The organism is Bellilinea caldifistulae (assembly GCF_001306055.1).
Taxonomy (GTDB): Bacteria; Chloroflexota; Anaerolineae; order Anaerolineales; family Anaerolineaceae; genus Bellilinea; species Bellilinea caldifistulae.
Genome location: NZ_LGHJ01000012.1, coordinates 1 through 22,209 on the forward strand (window position 1 = coordinate 1; position 22,209 = coordinate 22,209).

The 22,209-nt window shown below is 53.5% G+C and carries 19 protein-coding genes and 4 tRNA genes; 9 read left to right on the plus strand and 14 right to left on the minus strand.

Annotation, left to right across the window (positions count from 1 at the left end):
- Positions 1 to 103: 103 nt before the first annotated feature.
- The 7 genes from AC812_RS05980 to prpB all read right to left on the minus strand — a co-directional run bounded on the left by AC812_RS05980 (position 104) and on the right by prpB (position 8,531).
- The gene (locus AC812_RS05980) at positions 104 to 364 is read right to left on the minus strand and encodes an RNA-binding domain-containing protein (protein ID WP_061919106.1); all 261 of its coding nucleotides are present in this window, start codon (positions 362 to 364) and stop codon (positions 104 to 106) included.
- Between the two features lie 8 nt (positions 365 to 372).
- Positions 373 to 2,916: a type III-A CRISPR-associated protein Cas10/Csm1 gene (gene cas10, locus AC812_RS05985; protein WP_061919107.1), complete on the minus strand. Its 2,544-nt coding sequence runs from the start codon at positions 2,914 to 2,916 to the stop codon at positions 373 to 375.
- Between the two features lie 109 nt (positions 2,917 to 3,025).
- Positions 3,026 to 3,910 (minus strand): CRISPR-associated ring nuclease, encoded by an 885-nt coding sequence (locus AC812_RS05990; RefSeq protein WP_061919109.1) that lies wholly within the window; start codon positions 3,908 to 3,910, stop codon positions 3,026 to 3,028.
- Between the two features lie 983 nt (positions 3,911 to 4,893).
- Positions 4,894 to 4,964, minus strand: a tRNA-Cys gene (locus AC812_RS05995).
- A 53-nt stretch (positions 4,965 to 5,017) separates the two neighbouring features.
- A complete protein-coding gene (locus AC812_RS06000; RefSeq protein WP_061919111.1) occupies positions 5,018 to 6,460 on the minus strand; it encodes a bifunctional 2-methylcitrate dehydratase/aconitate hydratase in 1,443 nt (480 codons plus the stop codon).
- Between the two features lie 24 nt (positions 6,461 to 6,484).
- Positions 6,485 to 7,642, minus strand: coding sequence for a bifunctional 2-methylcitrate synthase/citrate synthase (prpC, locus tag AC812_RS06005; RefSeq protein WP_061919114.1), 1,158 nt, complete (start codon positions 7,640 to 7,642; stop codon positions 6,485 to 6,487).
- The gene (gene prpB, locus AC812_RS06010; protein ID WP_061919116.1) at positions 7,635 to 8,531 is read right to left on the minus strand and encodes a methylisocitrate lyase; all 897 of its coding nucleotides are present in this window, start codon (positions 8,529 to 8,531) and stop codon (positions 7,635 to 7,637) included. Before prpB ends, prpC begins: the two co-directional genes overlap by 8 nt.
- A gap of 375 nt (positions 8,532 to 8,906) precedes the next feature.
- Between prpB and serC the strand changes: the two genes are divergently transcribed.
- Positions 8,907 to 9,974 (plus strand): 3-phosphoserine/phosphohydroxythreonine transaminase, encoded by a 1,068-nt coding sequence (serC, locus tag AC812_RS06015; RefSeq protein WP_061919118.1) that lies wholly within the window; start codon positions 8,907 to 8,909, stop codon positions 9,972 to 9,974.
- Between the two features lie 47 nt (positions 9,975 to 10,021).
- Here serC and AC812_RS06020 read toward each other — a convergent pair whose 3' ends face one another.
- A complete protein-coding gene (locus AC812_RS06020; RefSeq protein ID WP_061919119.1) occupies positions 10,022 to 10,960 on the minus strand; it encodes a GNAT family N-acetyltransferase in 939 nt (312 codons plus the stop codon).
- A gap of 118 nt (positions 10,961 to 11,078) precedes the next feature.
- Between AC812_RS06020 and AC812_RS06025 the strand changes: the two genes are divergently transcribed.
- Entirely contained in the window at positions 11,079 to 11,591 is a 513-nt protein-coding gene (locus AC812_RS06025) for a pyridoxamine 5'-phosphate oxidase family protein (protein WP_061919121.1), read from the plus strand.
- 6 nt (positions 11,592 to 11,597) lie between these two features.
- Here the strand turns inward: AC812_RS06025 and AC812_RS06030 are convergent, their stop codons facing one another.
- The gene (locus AC812_RS06030; protein ID WP_061919123.1) at positions 11,598 to 12,239 is read right to left on the minus strand and encodes a corrinoid protein; all 642 of its coding nucleotides are present in this window, start codon (positions 12,237 to 12,239) and stop codon (positions 11,598 to 11,600) included.
- Positions 12,240 to 12,378: 139 nt separating this feature from the next.
- Between AC812_RS06030 and AC812_RS06035 the strand changes: the two genes are divergently transcribed.
- Positions 12,379 to 12,807, plus strand: coding sequence for a GNAT family N-acetyltransferase (locus AC812_RS06035; RefSeq protein WP_061919125.1), 429 nt, complete (start codon positions 12,379 to 12,381; stop codon positions 12,805 to 12,807).
- 4 nt (positions 12,808 to 12,811) lie between these two features.
- Here the strand turns inward: AC812_RS06035 and AC812_RS06040 are convergent, their stop codons facing one another.
- Both AC812_RS06040 and AC812_RS06045 read right to left on the minus strand, forming a co-directional pair.
- Positions 12,812 to 14,152, minus strand: coding sequence for an ABC transporter permease (locus tag AC812_RS06040; protein ID WP_061919127.1), 1,341 nt, complete (start codon positions 14,150 to 14,152; stop codon positions 12,812 to 12,814).
- 26 nt (positions 14,153 to 14,178) lie between these two features.
- A complete protein-coding gene (locus AC812_RS06045; RefSeq protein ID WP_061919129.1) occupies positions 14,179 to 14,850 on the minus strand; it encodes an ABC transporter ATP-binding protein in 672 nt (223 codons plus the stop codon).
- A 277-nt stretch (positions 14,851 to 15,127) separates the two neighbouring features.
- Between AC812_RS06045 and AC812_RS06050 the strand changes: the two genes are divergently transcribed.
- Positions 15,128 to 15,541 (plus strand): YqhG/Tai3 family protein, encoded by a 414-nt coding sequence (locus AC812_RS06050; RefSeq protein ID WP_061919131.1) that lies wholly within the window; start codon positions 15,128 to 15,130, stop codon positions 15,539 to 15,541.
- Positions 15,542 to 15,755: 214 nt separating this feature from the next.
- Complete coding sequence (locus AC812_RS06055; RefSeq protein WP_061919134.1) at positions 15,756 to 15,953, plus strand: hypothetical protein; 198 nt, start codon at positions 15,756 to 15,758, stop codon at positions 15,951 to 15,953.
- 79 nt (positions 15,954 to 16,032) lie between these two features.
- Here AC812_RS06055 and AC812_RS06060 read toward each other — a convergent pair.
- Positions 16,033 to 16,116 (minus strand) — tRNA-Leu (locus tag AC812_RS06060).
- 140 nt (positions 16,117 to 16,256) lie between these two features.
- On the opposite strand from AC812_RS06060, the gene AC812_RS06065 reads away from it, so the two are divergent.
- Complete coding sequence (locus AC812_RS06065) at positions 16,257 to 18,707, plus strand: ExeM/NucH family extracellular endonuclease (protein ID WP_082149211.1); 2,451 nt, start codon at positions 16,257 to 16,259, stop codon at positions 18,705 to 18,707.
- Between the two features lie 22 nt (positions 18,708 to 18,729).
- Here AC812_RS06065 and AC812_RS06070 read toward each other — a convergent pair whose 3' ends face one another.
- Complete coding sequence (locus AC812_RS06070) at positions 18,730 to 19,428, minus strand: lysophospholipid acyltransferase family protein (protein WP_061919136.1); 699 nt, start codon at positions 19,426 to 19,428, stop codon at positions 18,730 to 18,732.
- A 350-nt stretch (positions 19,429 to 19,778) separates the two neighbouring features.
- On the opposite strand from AC812_RS06070, the gene AC812_RS06075 reads away from it, so the two are divergent.
- The 3 genes from AC812_RS06075 to AC812_RS06085 all read left to right on the plus strand — a co-directional run bounded on the left by AC812_RS06075 (position 19,779) and on the right by AC812_RS06085 (position 20,406).
- Complete coding sequence (locus AC812_RS06075) at positions 19,779 to 20,081, plus strand: hypothetical protein (protein ID WP_061919138.1); 303 nt, start codon at positions 19,779 to 19,781, stop codon at positions 20,079 to 20,081.
- A gap of 115 nt (positions 20,082 to 20,196) precedes the next feature.
- A tRNA-Ser gene (locus tag AC812_RS06080) sits at positions 20,197 to 20,284 on the plus strand.
- Between the two features lie 27 nt (positions 20,285 to 20,311).
- Positions 20,312 to 20,406, plus strand: a tRNA-Ser gene (locus AC812_RS06085).
- Positions 20,407 to 20,504: 98 nt separating this feature from the next.
- Here AC812_RS06085 and AC812_RS06090 read toward each other — a convergent pair.
- Positions 20,505 to 21,986, minus strand: coding sequence for a B12-binding domain-containing radical SAM protein (locus tag AC812_RS06090; RefSeq protein ID WP_061919142.1), 1,482 nt, complete (start codon positions 21,984 to 21,986; stop codon positions 20,505 to 20,507).
- Positions 21,987 to 22,209: the final 223 nt, after the last annotated feature.

The following is a 22,209-nucleotide window of genomic DNA, read 5'->3' on the forward strand; positions in this document are numbered from 1 at the left end:
AGCCCTCTTGATGGAGATCTCAGAAGAGTGGCAGATCGGCAAACATTATTGCTCTGGCAAGTCATTTGATTGTTAAAGAACGATGGATATTTCTGACTCGAATTTACAGAAAAAAGGTTGCGTAATCTCCTCTGACGTCTCGATTAATCATTTGGTCAATACCATAAATTGCTCCATCATCGGTAACACCTAGTATCAACTCGGACTCTTTACCCGTAAACCTACTGGTATTGGCAAGAGCGATAATATCCTTGATAAATTCCGCTTTGAGCCTGTTATCCCATAATTTAACATACGCCTTTCGATCGAAGAGAAATCCTTCTTGTTGAGTTATTTTTCTTCGAAAGGATTCGTCACATGCCATAGGGAACCTCACCTTCGCTCGCGGGTGATCAACTCTGCCCAGCGGGCAGCCAGTCCAATCCATTCGATACTGCGGAAGTTCTCCTGCTTCAGCCGGCGGCGAATTTTCTCCACATCGTCCTTTGGCACATCTTTCAACCGGCTGAGGTGATACTCGGCCAGCCAGTTCCACGGCCCCCACAGCACCTGGATCTGGCCGGCGCGGTTAAGGTCCTCGCCGCTCTTGCGGCGTTCTTCCAGCCTGGCCTGATACAACTCGTGCAGGCGAATCAACTTGCCGATCAGGGCGCGGTTTTCGTGACTTTCCACAATCTGCTTCAGCGTGAGCATCAGCGCATGGGCAGTATCTTCCTCTTCCTCCGCGTCTGCATGAAAGCCGAAACGTTCCCACGCCAGCGGCATTCTCAGAAAACTGAGCGCGTCCTTCTGCCGCTCTATACCGTTCTTCGCCCAACGGTGGTGTTTGGCCTGATCCTCGGCCGCGCCGGCTTCCTCAGCCGCCTGATAGAGCGGGTACTTACCACCCACCAGCACAATCCCTCCGCTGGGGTGAATATCGGGGTGACCGCCGGTAAAGCGGTTCAAATCGTGGCGCAGGCGCATGGCAAATTCCACCACCATATCCCAACTACCGACGAAGAACAGGTCATCGCCGCCGGAGTAAATTGAATACAGCCGTTGACTTTCCTCCTCGTTCATCTGGCGGGCAATTTCCCCCACCCAACCCTCGAAGAAAAGACTGACCGCGAAACTGAGCGAGGCAATCCGCGAGAGTGTGGCGCGCTCCTGCAATCCCTCGGCAAAGATCTTGCCAAGGTTGTCCACATCCATGCGCAGCACACCCAGCCGTTTGATGCCCCTGGCCTGCGCTTCCAGCACATTAAGCGGTTTGACTGAACCGGGCACCGGCAGTTGATCCACCTTGCCGCGCAGACCGGCATGTTCCCTTTCGCTGAGAATGGGCGTCACATTGACCAGCAGATAGCGCGCCATGGCACACTGCGGGCGGGGCAGACGGTGATTGAAGGCTTCATCGTTCAGCGCGAAGAGGATACCGGTCGCCTCGTTTTCCAGCTTTTCCAGCACCTGCACGGCATAACCAAACTGGCGGGTGATTGCCTGCCAGCCGCGGCCGGCCTGCATTTGAATCTGGGCTGGCGGTTCGCCTTCAACCGGCTGCAAAACAAGGTAGCGGGCTTTGCGCAGCAGTTTACCCAAATCCTCATAGGATTCGCAGACCGGGCATTTGTTGACGGTTTCCTCAACCCCCTCATCCACCCGCCTGGGTTTGATGCCGGAATGCTCACGACCGCACACGGCGCACTGCTGAGGTGTGCTGCCGCCCACGCCGTGCGGCTCAAATACCCGGGCAAGGTCGACTTCCAGTCCTTCTAACCGCTTTAATTTGGCAGCGTTGATCTGTCCGATTAGCCCGTCCCACTGGTGGCGAATTTCTCCATTGAAGAAGTGCCTGCCGCTCAGGAGGCGCGCCTGCAAAATCAACCCCAGTTCGCCCTGATGTTCGTTAAACAGAGCGCGGCTGACCTGTGCCTGAATTTCAGGCAGTCTGGCAGCGTCCTCGCGCCGGGCAATCAGGTAAAAATTACCACCGCCGACGTAAATCAGGCTGGTTACCGGCAGGTGAAGTTGATCCAGTACATAACGGGCAATCACCAGCCCCAGCAACTGCAGGTAGAACGAACGCCCGCGCAGGCCACTGGCAGCGCCGCGCGCCGTAATGGTGTAAAGGAAACTCTGCACACCGGTCAGATCGCCGCCTACCAGGGTCACCAGATCATCCTCCACCCTTTCCGGCTGCTGAGCAAAGGCAGCCAGCTGTTCATCACTCAACGAGGGCGAATCGTAAAGAGCGACTGCCAGGGCAGCCGTCATGCGGCTGTGGTCATACAGGCTGATATCCGGGCGGCTTTTGTAATACGCCGAAGGCACGCACCACAGAAAGTGCTGCATTTCCGCCAGCAGGCTTTCGAGGTAGTAGGCAATATCGCCATCATTCTGGTAAGCGGTTTTTAATTTTTCCGCCTGAGCCACAAAGCCGCCGTAAAGTTTTTCATATTCCTTCCATAACTCCCCACCGTAGTCCTTTTCGGGAAAAAGATGGGTTTTGCTCAGTTCCAGCGTCTTGAGCGGCCAGTAAACCTGCGGCACTTCGTCTTCTCCCGCTTCCAGGCGCACATCGGAGAAAATGGAAAGCAAACGGGCGGGTTGTTTTTCACGCTGAGAATCGTCAGACAGGCTGTCCGCTCGCTCACCGGCCGATAGGCGGTCGGCCAGTGCTACGGCGCTGGCCAGCCGGTCGTGCGGGCGATGGTGCTTGCCGATGGCAAACTTGACCTGCCCCTGCCACTGCGGCGGCAGGTAACGCTCGGCAAAATCCTCACTCAGCAGAGCATGTTTGTATTTGTAGTCCTGCTCCGCCTGCCTGTCCCAACTGCGGCTGGCACCCTCTGCGCCTCCCCGCAGGGCGAACTTGCCGATGTCGTGCAATAGACCGGCCAGCGCTGCCAGAAAAACCTGTTCTTTTTGCTCCATTCATGCCCTCCTTTTTTGGTAAAAAAAGCACTGCTGGCAGCCGGGTTCCCCTCGGCTGCCCCCTGCAACCGCCACCGTCTGTCAGCAGTGCATTTTGATTGTAGGTCGTTCAAGGGGAATTGTCATGCGGGTTTTCCCCTAATTTATTCGCAAAATACAACTGCAACAATGCCACCAACTGAGTGCGGTTGACACTCTCCATCTCCCAGTGCATGGCGGCTTTGCCGTAAGCAGCACGCAGGTGCTGCTCCACCGTGCGCGGTGAAAGGTACAGGTGAGCGGCAATCTCGCGGTCGCTCCATCCGGTGGTGACCAGCGTTTCCACCACCTGCCGCTCGGCTGGGGTTAAGGTCCCCATCACAAAACTGTGAATCTCTTCACGGCGGCGCTCGAATTGCAGGCGGCGGATGGCTTGCAGCGCTGCCCACGGGTCGGGGATCCCGCGCAGACTCAACCAGGCCGGCGAAAGTTCACCCCAGCGCACCACCGGAATGGAAGCCAGCTGCACCGCATCACCCGGCTGGGGGTGCAATCGCTTGCTGGTCAAAAAGTCGCCTGTGGAGTACAAATGCCACAGGCGATCTTCTTCATCGAACAACATTTGAGCCGCTACCATGCCGAAAATGGACATCGTCTTACGTCCGCCGGCAACCAGCAGGTGAACGGTTTCACCCCTGGATTTGGCATGGGCAATCCGTTGGTAAATCAAGCGCAGCACAGCCTCTCCGGCAGCACGGCTTTCGGTATCCGCAAAGGGCTTGCCATTCCCCTCCAGAGGGAGGAAAACAAAGGGGATGGGCGGGCTGGCATAATCGGCCGCAGCCGATTTCAAACGCACCAGAGCCTCCTCAATCGGCGTGCCGGGTGCACTGGTATGGACTATCTCCACTCGCTGAATGTCAATCCCATCGGCGCGCAGCAAATCCAGCCCGGCGGTGACCACCTGCGGTTCACTGCCCAGCGTTGCAATCAGGATGGGAACTTGATGAATCATCAGATTACCCAGAATGACAGGTTCGAAAGAACACCCCGAAACTTTTCTTATTATACAGGAAATGGTTATTTGTAAAACCTTAAAATACTAAAATCTTACCAGGCTGATGTACCGAAATACACCCTTTGAACCGGTTATCCTGCATTGCTGGGGGTTTGCCAAACTGATCCCATATCGCCCCCTTCTGGAGTTGGAACCCGCCCAAAAAACAGAGGCGACGACGGGACATCGCCCCCTTCTGGGGGTTTGAACCCGTCCAAAAAACAGAGGCGACGACGGGACATCGCCCCCTTCGGGGGGTTTGAACCCGTCCAAAAAACAGAGGCGACGACGGGACATCGCCCCCTTGTGGGGGTTTGAACCCGTCCAAAAAACAGAGGCGACGACGGGACATCGCCCCCTTCTGGGGGTTTGAACCCGCCCAAAAAACAGAGGCGACGACGGGACATCGCCCCCTTGTGGGGGTTTGAACCCGTCCAAAAAACAGAGGCGACGACGGGACATCGCCCCCTTCGGGGGGTTTGAACCCGTCCAAAAAAACAGAGGCGACGACGGGACATCGCCCCCTTCTGGGGGTTTGAACCCGTCCAAAAAAAAGAGGCGACGACGGGACATCGCCCCTTTCTGGGGGTTTGAACCCGTCCAAAAAAAAGAGGCGACGACGAGACATCGCCCCCTTCTGGGGGTTTGAACCCGTCCAAAAAAAAGAGGCGACGACGGGACATCGCCCCCTTCGGGGGGTTTGAACCCGTCCAAAAAACAGAGGCGACGACGGGACATCGCCCCCTTCTGGGGGTTTGAACCCGCCCAAAAAACAGAGGCGACGACGGGACATCGCCCCCTTCGGGGGGTTTGAACCCGCCCAAAAAACAGAGGCGACGACGGGACATCGCCCCCTTCGGGGGGTTTGAACCCGTCCAAAAAACAGAGGCGACGACGGGACATCGCCCCCTTCGGGGGGTTTGAACCCGTCCAAAAAACAGAGGCGACGACGGGATTTGAACCCGTGATCAGGGTTTTGCAGACCCTTGCCTTACCACTTGGCCACGTCGCCTTACCTTGCAACTGTCATTTTACTCAACAACCCGGCTTTGGTCAAGCCAAACCTTAAATAACCAGCAAGTCCATAAATTCATTCACCGGCAAGCCATTCAACCGCTCGGCATCCTGACAAACTTTTAAAATCAGTCCAGCCTGTTTTGGTGGGAAGCGCCGCGCCAGGTTGGTTTTGAACTTCTCAATCAACAGAGGCACACCCTCTGCCCGCCGTCGGCGATGACCAATCGGGTATTCCACCACGACCTGCTCCGTGTGGCTGCCATCGCGGAAGAACACCTGCACGGCATTGGCTATCGAGCGTTTGGCCGGGTCCAGGTAATCCTTGCTGAATTGGGGATTCTCCACCACTTCCATCTTTTCCCGCAAGGCATCAATGCGCGGGTCCGCGGCCACTTCGTCTTCATAGTGACGAGCGGTCAGTTCACCAAAAATCAAACCGACGGCGGTCATGTATTGAATGCAGTGATCGCGGTCGGCCGGGTTGTAGAGCGGTCCGCGCTTGTCAATGATACGAATGGCCGACTCATGGGTGGTGATGACCACTTTCTCCACCTCATCCAGCCGCTCCCGCACCAGTGGATGGAGCTGAAAAGCCGCCTCAACCGCCGTTTGGGCGTGAAATTCGGCCGGGAAGGAAATTTTGAACAGCACATTCTCCATCACATACGAGCCGAACGGCTGAGGCAGTTTGAAAGGCTGCCCGCGAAACAGGACATCATAAAACCCCCAGGTTTTTGCGCTCAACGCCGAGGGATAGCCCATCTCGCCCTTAATTGCCATCAGCGCCAGACGTACCCCTCGGCTGGTAGCATCCCCGGCTGCCCATGATTTCCGTGATCCGGTATTGGGCGCATGCCGATAGGTACGCAGCGGATGACCATCAATGAAGGCATTGGAAAGCGCGTTAATCACCTCATCCCTTGTACCGCCCAGCATCGCAGTCACCACCGCCGTGCTGGCCACTTTGACCAGAATGACATGGTCCAAACCGACCCGGTTAAAACTGTTTTCCAGCGCCATCACGCCTTGAATTTCGTGGGCTTTGATCATGGCGGTCAACACGTCCCGCATGATTAACGGCTTTTTGCCATTAGCCACCGCCGTGCGCGAAAGCCAGTCGGCTGTCGCCAGAATGCCGCCAAGATTATCCGAAGGATGCCCCCATTCGGCTGCCAGCCAGGTGTCGTTATAGTCCAGCCAGCGGATCATTGCTCCGATGTTAAAGGCAGCGCTGACCGGATCCAGCACATACGGTGTGCCCGGCACCCGCGCCCCGTTGGGTACAATGGTCCCCGGCACCAGCGGGCCAAGTAATTTTGTACAGGCAGGATAGGAAAGCGCCTCAAACCCACAGCCGAGGGTATCCATCAGGCACAGACGGGCCGTTTCGTAAGCCTCCGCGCTGGAGATGGGCGTATTCAAGGTGTAATCGGCAATTTGTACCAGCACATCATCCGGCTGGGGACGGATATTGCTCACCGTTTCGCTCATGGATGGCTTCCGTTCAGAGATATTTCAGATGCGCTTTTCAATCGGGACATACTCACGCGGATCTGGGCCAATGTAATTGGCTGACGGACGGATGATCTTACCGTCCTGACGCTGCTCAATAATGTGAGCAGCCCAGCCAGCTGTCCTGGACATGACAAAAAGCGGCGTGAACATGAAGGTCGGTATACCCAACATGTGATAAACCACAGCGCTGTACCAGTCGAGATTGGGGAACATACGTTTCTGCTCCCACATCACATCTTCAATTTTCTCGGCAATGTCGCACATGGTTTCATCGCCAAAATCCTTGCACAGAGAGCAGGAAAGCCCTTTGAGAATCTTGGCCCGCGGGTCCGAAATGGTATACACCGGATGCCCAAATCCAAGAATAATCCCTTTATTCTCCAAAATGCGCCGGACATCCTCCGCTGCTTCTTCGGGAGACTTGTACCGCTCGATGACCTCCATCGCTCCCTCATTGGCACCGCCGTGCTTAAAGCCTTTCAGTGCGCCAATTGCCCCGGTAATTGCCGAATAAATGTCCGAACCCGTGCCGGCAATCACCCGGCTGGTGAAGGTTGAGGCGTTGAATTCGTGCTCGGCATAGAGAATCAGGGTGATATCCAATGCCCTTTCATGTAATTCGCTGGGTTTACGCCCATGCAACAGGTGTAAAAAGTGACCGGCAATCGTATCATCATCGGTTTCCACCTCAATCCGCCGGCCGTGGTGCGAATAATGAAACCAGTAGGTCAACATCGAGGGGAAAACGGCCAGCAGACGGTCGGCAATATGGCGCGCACCTTCAACCGGGTGATCCTCCCGCTCCGGAAGGGTCGCTCCCAAAATGGAACAACCGGTGCGCAGCACGTCCATCGGGTGGGCTGCCGCCGGAATTTGTTCCAGCACAGCCTTGACCGGCGCAGGTAAGCCGCGCAGTGTTTTCAGCCTCCGTTTGTAGCGCTCGAACTCGTTGGCAACCGGCAATTTTTCATAAATTAACAGGTAGGCTACCTCTTCGAAGGTCGAATATTCGGCTAAATCATTGATATCATAGCCACGGTAACGCAGGTCATGCCCCAGTGTCCCCACCGTACAGATTGCGGTATTACCCGCCGGCACTCCCGAAAGGGCTACTGATTTCTTTTTGACTTCCTTTTTTTCCACCACCTGATCACTCATCGTCTCTCCTCTCCTTGGCAAAAAGTTGATCGAGTTTCTGTTCGTAAGCGTAATAGTTCAAAACCTCATACAATTCAGCCCGTGTCTGCATCAGGTCCAGCACCGTCTGTTGGGTTCCCTCACGCCGGATGGTTTGATACACCTTGACTGCCGCTGCGCTCATCGCCCGAAAGGCAGAAAGCGGGTATAAGACAATATCCACACCGACCTCAGCCAGCTGCCGGGTAGAAAACAGGGGGGTTTTGCCAAATTCGGTCATGTTCGCCAGAATTGGAACACCGCTAACCCGCTTGAATTCACGGTACATCTCAAGGTCAGTTACCGCCTCGGCAAAAATCATATCTGCGCCGGCTTCCACATAACGCCGGCTGCGCTCCAACGCCGATTCCAGTCCCTCGACGGCCAGCGCATCTGTCCGCGCCATAATCACAAAAGACGGATCGGTGCGCGCATCCACCGCTGCCTTGATCCGGTCTTCCATCTCCTCCGGCGCAACCAGAGCTTTACCGGGACGATGGCCGCAGCGTTTTGCCTGCACCTGATCTTCCATGTGGATTGCAGCCGCCCCGGCTTTAATGAGCGAACGAACCGTGCGAGCGATGTTGAAGGCACTCCCAAAACCGGTATCCACATCCACCAGCAAAGGCAACGGGCAGGCATCTGTTATACGCCGTGTATCTATCAAAACGTCCTCTAAAGTGGTGATACCCAGATCAGGAACCCCCAATGAAGCAGCTGCAACTCCCCCACCAGAAAGATAAATCGCCCGAAATCCAGCCCTTTCTGCCAGCAAAGCAGCATAGGCATTAATCACTCCTACTACCTGTAAAGGTCTTTCATTTTGAACGGCCTCCCGAAAGCGCTGACCGGCAGAGGGAGATGATGGCACGCTTACCTCCTGTGGGCATCAGGTTAATCGGACAAATACAACCATTTAGACGGCTTTTAATTCAACGCCGTAACTAATTGTATCCCTATGGGTTGTTTTAATGATACCAACTCGATAATTCAAAGTCAATTAATTTCATCGGATTAGTGAGAAATTCACTATTTCGGTTGAAGTTTTTTAACCCCTTGTCCGACATTTTTGCCTCAGACCGGTCATTTCTAGGCGGCAAATGTCTGACATCTGATAAACGATGGTAAAAGTCGGGATTTCTTTCACTATCCCTTTCAACCCAATTCATCCTATAATCAAGGTTGGTCAAATCTTCCTGCCAGTTTGATGGCAAATTTTTCCTAATCTCCCAAAAGGACGGATCGAATGAAAAAGCATAATTTCAATCCCGGACCCTCCATTCTTCCGCAGTACACCGTCGAGGAAACCGCCAAAGCCATTCACGATTTTGCCGGCACCGGTCTTTCCATTCTGGAAGTTTCTCACCGCAGCAAAGAATTCGAAGCCGTTGTCAACGAGACCGTTGCCCTGTTCAAGGAACTCCTCAACATTCCCGAAGGATATGCGGTGATTTTCGTTGGTGGCGGCGCCAGCACTCAATTTTTCCACGTGCCCTATAACCTCTTGGAGAAAAAAGCCGCCTACTTGATCACCGGTCAGTGGGCGCAAAAAGCCGCCAAGGAAGCCAAACTTTTTGGCCCGGTCGAAGTGGTCGCCTCATCCGAAGACAAGAACTTCACCTACATTCCAAAAGACTTCACCATTCCCGCCGATGCCGACTATTTCCACATTACCACCAACAACACCATCTACGGCACCGAAATTTTGACCGACCTTGATTCTCCCGTACCGCTGGTTGCGGACATGTCATCGGACATTTTCTCACGCCCGGTGGATGTCTCCAAATACGGGCTGATTTACGGCGGCGCACAGAAAAACCTGGCGCCGGCCGGTCTGACTTTCGTCATCGTTCGCGAAGATCTCCTTGGCAAAGTCAGCCGCCCGCTGCCCACCATGGTGGATTACCGCACCCACATCAAGAACAATTCCCTCTACAACACCCCACCGGTGGTCATTATCTACTCGGCCCTGCTTACCCTGCGTTGGATGAAAGAACAGGGCGGTGTAGCCGAAATGGAACGGCGCAACAAAGCCAAAGCCGAACTGCTTTACAACGAAATTGACCGCAACAAGTTGTTTGTCGGTACGGTTGCCAAAGAAGATCGCTCGCGGATGAATGTCTGCTTTGTGATGGCGCCCGGTTACGAGCAACTCGAAGCCGAGTTTGCCGAATTTGCCAAAAGCAAAGGAATGGTGGGTATTAAGGGGCATCGTTCGGTGGGCGGTTTCCGCGCCTCACTATACAATGCCCTGCCGCTGGAAAGCGTTCAAGCGCTGGTGGACTGCATGCAGGAATTTGAAGCCAGCCACTAGACCAGCCCATGGGTCAAGACCCCCGCTTGAAGCGGGGGTCTTTTTATTTACAGGAGGGTTTTCTCGTAGCGGGCACGGGTCAGGCGGCGGCGAAAACCCAGTTCATAAAACCGGCGGATGGCTGCCGGGTTGTTGACATTTACATGTAAACCGACTTCCCGGTAACCGGTGTGGTGAAACTGACGCAGAGCATGTGCCAGCAGCCCAAACGCCACCCCCTGACCACGCAGCTCAGGAACGACACCGGTCTGATTGATCCAGGCCATCTCCCCCACTCGGCCGGCAGTCACAAACGCCACCGGCCGCTCCTCTCCATTGATGGCCAGCCAGGAGGATTGGGGAAGAAAATCCCTGTCCGAGTCATACTCCCCCACCCACTTTTCCAGCGGATCAAAAGAAGCTGCACGGTCATAAAAAGCATCACAATAAGCCCGGTAAAACAGGGGGGCGGTTTCCGCGCTCCAGTTGACCAGCCGATAAGTTTCTGGCAGCAAATCGGCGGGTGGCATCTTTTCCAGCGAACAAACCATCATATTTTCCGCAAAAATTGGGGTAAAACCGGACTGCACGTAGATGGAATGCGCATCGGCAGTAAGTGCTTCGTTACGGATTATCAAGCGGCGGACACGCTCATACCCGCTGACCATGTTGGCACGATTTTCCAGCCATTCCAGCAACATTGTCCCTAACCCCTTCCGGCGGTAGAGAGGATGTACCCGCCCGCCCAGCAGGACTCGCTGCTCGTTCTCGGTGGAGGGCAACAATTGAATCCACCCCACCGCCATCAGGATTTCTTCTCCCACGGCGCAAAAAGTATTATCCACATGCACCTGCATGGCTGCCAGGGCATCTCCAACCAGATCACTGACCCACTCCTCGCCGTCTGCTTCTTTACAAGCGCGGTCCAGATCTTTTAGGAGCCGCTCATCCTCAGCCTGCAGACCTCGCCACGTCATCCACGCCTGTCCCATATTTTCACTCTTCATAAGACCACCTCTTCTTCTAATTTTACTCTGCTAACGATTACAATAGGGAACATTCCATCCATTAAACCCCATAAGTCATCCAAGGGGTACTCTTAATCCATGAAATAAGGAAACGAACATGAAAAATCCTGACCAATCAGCCGCCGATCGTCCACAAATGCCGCAAAGCTACGGGCTATCACCGAACACCTCCGGCCTGCTGGCATGGGAAGAAGTTGAAAATCGGCTGATTGCAGCAAGAAATTATTGGGTTTGTACCACGCGCTCCAATGGGCGACCGCATGTCATGCCGGTTTGGGGAATCTGGCAGGATGAGTGCTTTTATTTTGGCACCGATCTCGAATCCATAAAAGGGCGCAACCTGATCCGCAATCCCTATTTGATGGTTCATCTGGAAAGCGGAGATGATGCCGTCATTCTCGAATGCCGCGCCGAACGGGTTAATGAACCGCAATTATTGAAGCGTGTGCTATTGGCATACAGCGAGAAGTACGGCGTATTTTCGGACGAAAGCGAACTGACCAGCCAAACGGTTTTCTTTGCTGCCAGACCCCTAAAGGCACTCGCCTGGCGGGAGTCAAGTTTTCCCGTCACCGCAACCCGCTGGCGTTTTAACCAGAAAGAAAACTGAACCGGTCTACCCCATTCCTACCAGCGATTTTGCCAGCGCCACTGCCCGGCTGGCATCCGGCGCGTAACCATCCGCACCGATCTGGCGGGCAAAGGTTTCGGTAACCGGCGCTCCACCCACCATGACCTTGACCTGCTGGCGCAGGCCGGCCTGCTGCAGGGCTTCAATGGTCTGTTTCATGTGGGGCATGGTCGTGGTGAGCAGCGCTGAAAGGGCGACTAGTTGAGCGCCGCTGGACTCAACCGCTTCGACGAATTTCTCCGGCGGCACATCTGTGCCCAGATCAATGATTTCAAAAGCCGCCCCTTCCAGCATCATACACACCAGATTTTTACCGATATCGTGCAAATCGCCTTTCACCGTACCTGCCACCACCTTGCCGGAGGAGGTCACCTCAGCCTGCACCAATCTGGGTTTGAGAAGGTTCATCCCCGCCTGCATCGCCCGGGCTGCAACCAACATCTCCGGCACAAAATACTCACCCTCTTCAAACAGACGCCCCACTTCCTGCATGGCCGGCATCATCGCCTGTTTGAGAATGACCTCCGCTTCGAGACTGGCTTCCAGAGCGCGCTGAACGGCCTCCCGGGCAGCGGATTGATTACCTTCCAGAATGGCCTGGTATATGGGAGAGAGTAAGGCTTCCATGGGGTTGTTCCCTCACTGTCAGGTTCGTTTCCATCCCTCATTATATTCCCAACTCGACGATTAGAAAAACACCAACTTCAAAATCGGTTAAAATTACACCATTCAATCTCCCACCCTTTGTTCAAAAGAGGATCAAAACATGGAAATTTTGCTTGTTAAGCAAGTCACTGAGGAAATTGCCGAAGCCTTTCAGCACCTGATCCCCCAATTAAGCACCTCAGCCGAAGTTCCAACCCTTCAGCAAATCCAGGAAATTGCCGATCACGAATCCCTCTTCATCGCCCGTGATCCAGAGCAGGGCGGAAAAATCGTGGGAACCCTGACGCTGGTTACTTTCCGCATTCCCACCGGGGTTCGCTCGTGGATTGAAGATGTGGTGGTAGATGAAAATGCACGTGGAAAAGGCATTGGCGAAGCACTCACCCGCGCAGCCCTGGAACGAGCACGGGAATTGGGCGCCAAAACCGTGGATTTAACCAGCCGACCCAGCCGCGAAGCAGCCAACCGCCTCTATCAGCGGGTTGGCTTTGAATTACGCCATACCAACCTGTACCGCTTTAACCTGTGAAAGATTACTCATGCCTCAAAGCATCCAACGGCTGCATGGATGCTGCCCGTAATGCCGGATAAATCCCTGCCAGCGCACCGGTCAGAGTAGTAAAGGCAATTGCAAAAATCACCAGCCATTCCGGGATAACCAGTATGGCAACCTCGACCATACCGCCAATTCCTGTGCCTGTTGGGGACATTAATCCGTTGAATTGAGAAAACCAGTTTGAAGGGCTGTGATTGGCCAGCTCACCCAGGCCAACCGCCAACCCCGCACCCAAGATCCCACCCAGCAGTCCCAAAACAGCCGCCTCGGCAAGAAATAATTTGAAAATATCCCCATTTTTTGCACCAAGGGATTTGAGTAATCCAATTTCCCGTGTACGTTCATAAATTGCCATAATCATCGTATTACCGATGCCGAAGGCTGAAATCAACAAAGCCACGCCCCCAATCCCCCCAAGCATTAATTGAAGGGACATAAAAAAGCGGTTAAACTGCTCAATGATTTTTCGGGCCGTGCTGATGGAATAACCCGCCGAGGTCAGAGCAGCATCCAAAGAGGCAGAACTACGCGTATCCGCCATTTTGACCACAATCTGGTCATATCCATCAACTTCCCGCCGAATCGGACGACCCATCAACCAGCGATTCCAGCGTTCCACTTCATTAATCGGATAATAAATCACGTAATCACTCTGTCCACCCGTTTCGGCCAGGACACCCGCCACCTGCACACGCAACCTCCGAACTTCGTTTTGCACAAGCCTGTCCGCCTCTTCACGGTTAGATGTTCGTTGAATGTTGAGATCAACCCACGCTCCCAGCAAATCTAAATCAGGTGTAACAGGTTGATTCTTTCGCAAATCAAACATGTATTCGGCTACTTTCGGCCCCACAACAACCTGATTGGCAGAAATTTTCAACTCTCCTCGCCCTAAGGGATAACCCAGCGAAGGCAACAAAGCAGGTTCCACCCCCATCACCACAACATTGGTTTCCATATTCTGAAAACGGAGATAAGTGGGAGAACCTTTCAAAAATACTTGGGCAGCCACGCCTCTTACCTGTGGAGTTTTCCGGATTTTTTCGATCAATCCATCATTCAAAATAGCATTCTTGCATTGCTGGGGACGCTGCTGAGGGGGCAGGGTGCACTCTGGTGGAACCTGCACCGTCATTGTGGTCAGATCTCCAATTTTACCGATACTCTCTGTCATATTTTTCTGCATTCCCAACCCCAGCGCAACCAGTAAAATAATGGTTGTACTACCAATTAGAACGCCTCCCAGCGTCATCAGGACGCGTGTTTTCCTGCGCCAGAGATTCCCCCGTACCAGATAAATCAAGTCCAGTATTGACATGATCTGTATCCCGCCTGATCGGTAAATTAATTGCTTTCTACAATCCGGCCATCCTGCAAGCGAACGAATCGGTCAGCCTGTTCAACCAGATTCATGTCATGGGTGACCATCACCACAGTCACCTGATTAATGGACACCAGATTTTTCAACAGAGCCACAACTTCCTTTCCAGTGGAATTGTCCAGATTTCCGGTTGGTTCGTCGGCTAGTAACAAAGCCGGCTGGTTGACCAGCGCACGGGCGATTGCCACCCGCTGCTGTTGACCGCCCGACAATTGATTTGGCCGATGGTGGCTACGTTCCAACAGGCCGACTTCTTGAAGACGCTGCATCGCAATTTGACGGCGCGCCGATCGCGGCAGATGGTTAAAGATCATCGGAATTTCCACATTCTGCCATGCAGTCAAAGATGGAATCAGATGAAAATTTTGGTAAATAAAGCCAATTCGCCGACAACGAAACTCTGCCAGTTGATTTTCATCCTGTCGGGCGAGGTTTTGACCCGCAACAATCAGTTCACCCCGCGTGGGGCGATCCATCCCGCCCATTAAGTACAATAACGTTGACTTGCCGGAGCCCGACGAACCGCAGATCGCAAAAAATTCGCCAGTGTAAATGGTCAAGTTGATCCCATTTAAGGCGCGCACCACTACATTACCCAATCGGTAATGCCGGTGGAGATCCCGGATGATTACCATTGGCTCTGAGAATTTTCTTTCCTTAACCAGTGCACCGCAATCTCCCATACTCATCGTACCCAGGCCTTTATTTTAGCGTACCAAATTTTTTTCGGATTGCCTCCTTTTATGGGATGATCGTCTCCTGCCCGTTAGAATTAACTGAAGCTGACCAATGGCAGAGCATCCAGATACACCCTTTTGGATAATCCGAATCGATCGAACGACGGATGACTCTTTGGCGCAAGGCTCATATAAGAAATAAAGGCACTGCCATAAAACAATTAGGAGATAAAAAATGAAAACCAAGATCTTGATGCTGCTGATCACCGCGTTTCTGACTTTGCTCACTGCGGCTTGCACCCAAAGCAGCGACCCTCAAACCGTTGGTCAGCCTGCCATTCCACCTGATAAAGTAGTTGAGGCGCTGTATTCAGAATACCTGCAAACCTGGCCTCCCAGACCTTTCAACGAAATTGCTCAATTATCCCCTGATTTTGCGGAAAGCCTGAGCAAAAAGCAACAGGAAGGGATGTTTGTGATACCGTTTATTTGCGCTCAGGATTTCCCTGAAAAGATGGAGGTTCAGTCCACATCATTGGATGGGGATACTGCCAAAGTGATCGTAAAGTCAAGTTTTGGCAATTCCATTGAATTGAGTCTCAAAGTAATTGATGGAGAATGGAAGATTGACCAGGCTGTCTGTCAGTAAACCGACCCTCTCCATTACCTTTTTCAAAAACGGCATGTTTGGCTTAACTTAAGTATTTTCTTAAAGGTTGCTTGAAAAGGTCACCCGGACAGGGTACAATAAAAGTACAAAAGTTATCCAATAAACCCCGCAAACCAGAGGCTCATGCCCTGTCGTTTCCTGACAGAGCCGTTTCCATTCGCGAACGGCTCTGTTTTCATCAGAGGAGGTTGCTATGTTCACCCTTGAGCTGACCCGCGAAGAACGAGATATGCTCATTCAGGTACTCGAGTCCAGCCTCGATGACGTGCGCATGCAGTTGATTGCGGCAGACAATATGATGTACAAAATGATGTTGCGCAAGCGCAAAGAGGCGATTGCCCACTTGCTGGAAGAGCTGAGAAAAGAAGAACAGCTCCCGTTGGCTGAATGAACCCCGCTGATTACCCGCCAGAAATAAATTCACCTGCCCCTTCTGGTAGAGCAGGTGATGTGGACACACCCCCCATCAGTAGGGCGGGTGGGACTTGAACCCACAAGGTGTCACCACCGGCGGATTTTAAGTCCGCTGCGTCTGCCTGTTCCGCCACCGCCCCATTTGCTGTTTATATTGTATCCGATTATCTCAACCCGTCAAGCATTCGCAACTGCATTCCTTTCGGTAAAATCTTTTTTCAAACCTGTTCTATAATCAGTTCAAACCGTATCTGGAATTTATCATCTGTAACCCTCTCTCATGCGCCGAGCAATCTACTCACTTATCATCTTTGCCCTGGCGATAGGATTTTTCCCAATTCCTCGCTCAATTTCTGGAATTTCCGAGACCATTGTCATCAGTCAGGTTTATGGCGGGGGCGGGAACAGCGGCGCTTGGTATAAAAATGACTTCATCGAACTGTTTAATCGCGGCACAACGCCGGTCAACCTGAATGGGTGGAGCGTCCAGTATGCCAGCGCTGCCGGCAGTACCTGGCAAGTAACGCTACTCAGCGGGATGATTGAGCCGGGCCAGTATTACCTCATCCAGCAGGCTGGCGGCAGCGGCGGCACCCAGGAATTGCCCACTCCCGATGCGGTTGGCTCAATTAACCTCAATGCATCCAGCGGCAAGGTGGCTCTGGTCAATTCTCCAACCCCACTCAGCGCTCCCTGTCCGCAAAACCCCGGCATTATTGACCTTGTTGGTTACGGCTCAGCCGATTGCTCCGAGAGTCAACCCGCACCTTCTCTGACCAACACCACCGCTGCAAAACGGGTGCGAGATGGCTGCCACGACAGCGATGATAATTGGCTTGATTTTGGTACTGGAACACCCACCCCGCGCAATCGAACCACCACCCTCACCGACTGCTCCCTTCCTCCCCACATTCTCCCAATTTATACCATTCAAGGAAATGGGGAGCAAAGCCCCTTTGAAGGTCAAGAGGTAACCACAAGTGGAGTTGTGATCGGCGACTTTGAAGGCAGCGGCAGTCTGCGCGGCTTTTATTTACAAGACCCTACCGGCGATGGTGACCCGCTCACTTCGGACGGGATCTTCATCTATCGCGGCGACAATTTCGATACCGTCCGTTCAGGGCAAACCGTACAGGTCAGCGGCACGGTCGTAGAAAATTACAATCAAACCCAAATTACACTTGCCGAATTGATTGTTCTGAGCGAAGAGCAACCTTCCATCCATCCGGCTGTGATTCAACTGCCCTTTAGCCACCCCGCTGAGCCCGAGCAGTATGAAGGGATGCTGGTTCGCTTTGATCAAACCCTGAGCGTGACCGACACCTATTTTCTGGGGCGTTTCGGACAGGTTACGCTTTCTGGCACTGACCGCCTGTACCAGCCCACCCAATTAACCTTGCCGGGCACAACTGCGGTTTCACTCCAGCAAGCCAATGACCTGAATCTCGTCCTTCTGGATGATTCCCTCCAAATCCAAAATCCCGACCCCATTCCATTCGGGCGCGGTCAACAGCCCCTCACAGCCGAAAACACCCTCCGCAGCGGGGATACGATTAGTGGTTTGAGCGGAGTGCTGACCTACACCTGGGGCGGCCATTCGGCCAGCCCAAACGCCTGGCGCATTCGCCCGGTGGGTGCCGGGGGAACAGACCTACCCGACTTCCAACCTGCCAACCCCCGTCCTGACGTTCCACCCGCCATACCCGGACGTCTGCGGATCGTCAGCATGAATACCCATAATTACTTCAACACCTTTACCAATTGCCGTGCCGGGGTGAATGGCGCGGCAACAGAATGCCGCGGTGCAAATTCGCAAGAAGAATTGGAACGGCAGGCGGCCAAACTGGTCAGCGCCTTGCAAGCGCTGAACGCCGACATCGTGGCATTGATGGAAGTCGAAAATGATGGACATGGCCCGAATAGCGCACTGGCCGACCTGACCAATCGTCTGAATTCCGGTCTGCCGCCAGAAAAGAAATATACCTTCGTTGATGCTGATGCTGCGACCGGCAAACTCAATGCGCTCGGCAGCGACGCCATTAAAATAGCCCTGCTCTACCGCCCGGTGGTAGTTACGCCGCTGGCAACAGCGGTGTTGGACAGCCGCGCCTTTGTGTACGCGGGCGATTCCGCCCCACGTAACCGCGTCTCATTGCTTCAAGCCTTCGCCGAAAACTCAAGCGGTGAGCAGTTTTTGATCAGCGTCAACCACCTCAAAAGCAAAGGCAGCCCCTGTGATACACCCGATGCCGGCGACGGGCAGGGTGATTGCAACGCCGTCCGATTGAATGCCATTCAGGCATTGATTGAGTGGCTGGGCAGCAACCCTACCGGCATCGCCGATCCGGATATCCTCATTGTGGGCGATTTGAACGCCTACGCAATGGAAGATCCTCTCCGCCAACTGGGGCAGTCCGGTTTTGTCAACCTCATACCCGCCTTTCACGGTCTGGATACCTACTCCTATGTTTTCGCGGGGCAGGCCGGTTCGCTCGATCATGCCCTCGCTTCTTCCAGCCTTTTCTGGCAGGTCGGCGGTGCGGGCGAGTGGCACATCAATGCCGACGAACCGGCCGTGTTGGACTACAATCTGGAATACAAATCGGCCGTCCAGCAAACCAGCCTGTATGCCCCTGAACCGTTTCGTTGCAGCGATCATGATCCGCTGATCATCGGTTTGAACCTCGCTTCCCCAGCATGGTCGGTCTTTCTGCCGCTGGTTCGGCGTTAATTCAACTGGGCTTGGACGGCAATCAGAACGATTCGGGGAGCGGCGTCAGCGGGTTAAAGCGCTGATTCATGCGAATCTCACTCTCGCGGGCCAGTTCGATGATGTGGTGCATGACCGTTTCAGCCGCCGAGCGTACCAGTGGGCGGTTTTCAACATCGCCCCGAAAATAAAGCGGTCTGCCTACCGTCAGGTTGTACGGCCCACGGATGTACCAGCGACCGTATTCAACCCTGCCGCGCACGGTTGAGCGGATGGTATGAACACGTTCCCACTGTAAATGCACTCCCACCGGGATGACAGGCGCGCCGCTGGCCAGCGCCAGTCGGGCAACCCCGGTGCGCGGTTTTTCAAAGCCGCCGCCTTCCGGGCTGAGCGCCCCTTCGGGGAAGATGATCACCGTTTTACCTTCCGCCAGCCGCTGCAAAGCCGTATCAATCGCTTGCTGCCCCTGCCCGGCTGCTACCGGAATATGACCCGAACGTCGCAGATATTCCCCCAAAATCGGCACCTGAAACAGCAATTCATTAATCAAAATAAACGATTGCTGCCCAACCATTGCCGCCACGTAAAAGGGATCGGTGGTCGCCGGATGGTTGGCTGCAATAATTTTTGGTCCTGATGGCAAAGGCTGGTGTTTGAAAACATCCATTTTTAACATCGTACCCGTATAGGTACGCACAACCGGGCGGGATGCCCAGTACATCAATTGGTCCGAAAGCATGGAAAAACCTCAGTTAATGATTGCAATTGGGGAAAAACGAAGGGTTCGATCAAGATGTTGAAATTGTACTTCTCTCTATCGGCTGTCACATCCCCCTCAGGGTAGATCAGGGTCACAGATTGGGTCATACAAAACGCGATTCACAAAACCAATCGGTGTGACCCGGCAGACTCTGCTTCAATGAGTATGGAAGTGCACTGATTCAAACCCAATCGTACCCCAAAAGTTACGATACTACGGCTGGTTTGCTTTTTTGCAAGGTCAAGGAGCAGCCGCACTGAAGCCCGGCAGTTTGGTCATCTCGCCCAAATTTGGGGTATTATAGGGGAAATTCTTTACCGGAGGTGGTTATGGAAAAGAAATTTCAAGCATTGCGAGTCATTGCAACACTGTTCAAGGTACTGGCGGTCATCATCGTCATCGCTGCAATCATCGCTGCCGTGGCCGGAGTGGTTTCCTTCGCTGTGAGCCACCGCGGATTGGGGCTGAGCCGTTTGGGTTTGTTTTCCGGCATTAATTTTCTGATCGGTGGGTTGATCAGCGGCCTGTTTTTATACGGCTTTGGTGAGTTGATTTACCTGCTGTTGGCAATTGAGGAAAATACGCGTGCCTATCGTCTGCCGCCCGGCCCGCCCCAAAACCAGCAGTCCTGAATCGCCCGTCCAAACAGCGGTAAAATCAGTCGGCCCAATCCATCGAGGCAATTTCTTGTACAGGGCTGATTTCTTATGATAAAATGAAGCCTGCTGGAGGGACGACCTCCAATTCGGAGGGATGGCCGAGTGGTTTAAGGCGCCTGTCTTGAAAACAGGTGTGGGGCAACCCACCGTGGGTTCGAATCCCTCTCCCTCCGCCAGAGATTTTCGTCTCGCCTTAACAAATTGGGGAGGTGCCAGAGTGGTCGAATGGGGCCGCCTGCTAAGCGGTTGTCGGGGCTATAAACCTCGACCGCGGGTTCGAATCCCGCCCTCCCCGCCAGCACAACCTTCGACCGCGCGCCCCCATCAGGGGGTGATATTCGCATCCCACCCTCCCCGCCAGCACAACCTTCGATCGCGCCCCCCCATCAGGGGGTATTAAGTTTTCACCTGGTTTTGAAACACCTGCCGGAAGTGGTACCCGTAGATGGCAAAGGTGATCGCCAGCGCAAATTTGCGCGGATATTTCCACAACGTCCAGAAGAACAAACGCCAGTATTCCTTCCTTTCTTTTCCCAGCACCCCCAAACGCCACATCGAAGCAAAGAAGGCATACACCTCTTCCCAATGAATTGCAACATTCAAACGAGGAGGGTTGTAGTTTTCGAGGAAGGTCCGCACCCGCTCATAAAAAGCCTTGGGACTGTACAATTCACCAATCAACTGGCGGTAACCTGCCCGCAGCGTATCCAACCCCATTTTGGGCAGAATATTGGTCGAGCCGTCCGTGTTACTGCCGCTCATTTCCAACAACAGCCGCCCTTCCTCCTCCAGACGCTGATATAACTTTGTGCCAAAAGGAGCCTGCAGCATACCCACCATAGCCGTTACAATGCCGGTTTTCTGAATAAATTCCAGCTGTTGTTGAAAAATACCGGGCCGGTCATTGTCAAACCCTACAATAAAACCGCCCATCACCTGCAACCCAAACCGTTGCAACCGCCGAACACTTTCTGCCAGATTGCGCCGCAGGTTTTGGCCTTTATGACACTCTACCAGGCTCTCTTCGGCTGGCGTTTCGATCCCCACGAATACCGAGGTGAAACCGGCTTCAACCATCATCTCCATCAACCCCGGATCATCCGCCAGATTGATCGAAGCCTCCGTAATGAAATGACAGCCTTTTTTGCCTTTTCTCCACTCGATGAGCGCAGGCAGAATCTCCTCCTTGATTTGTTTGCGGTTACCAATAAAATTGTCGTCCACAAAAAAGATATTCCTGCGCCAGCCGAGCCGGTACATTGCGTCCAATTCAGCAACAATCTGATCGGCCGACTTGGTACGCGGCCGATGTCCCAGCATGGCGGTAACATTACAAAAGTCGCAGTTGAACGGGCAGCCGCGCGAATATTGAATACTGAGCGAATCATAATAACGGGTTTCCAGCAAATCCCAGCGCGGAACGGGAGACTGACTCATGTCCGCAAAGTCGCTGGTGGAATAAACCCGCTGGGGCACACCTCTTTGCAAATCCTCTAAAAAGAGCGGCACGGTGAGTTCACCTTCATTCAGCACAAAGTGATCCACTTCGGGGAAGTCCTGCCACTCACCCAAGAAAAGCGGGCCGCCTGCCACCACGCACTTTCCGGCTGCTTTACAACGGGTGATCACTTCGCGGGTGGATTGGCGTTGAACGACCATGGCCGAGATCATCACCATATCTGCCCAGGCGATATCCTCATCGGTGAGCAGCCGTGTATTCAGATCCACCAGTCGAAGTTGCCAATCCTCAGGGAGCAAGGCGGCCACCGTCAGCAACCCCAACGGTGGAGAGGAAGCCTTTTTGTGAATAAATTGCAAAGCATATCGGAATGACCAGAAGGTGTCCGGAAACCTGGGATAAACCAGCAAGGTTCTCATTTGATTTTCCTTGGTCGTGAAATTGACTTTGAATTTGAGTGTACGACATGAACTGCCATTCTGTAATGTACCTCCGGTCATAATCTTTGTCAGCGATAGTAGGACACAGGTCATATCATCAAGATGATTTTCATGCACTCATTTTCCGACTCTACCTTGATTGTTTTTCATCTCTGCTGTCTGTAATTCGAGTTATAATATCGTATATCTCATCAAAGCATTC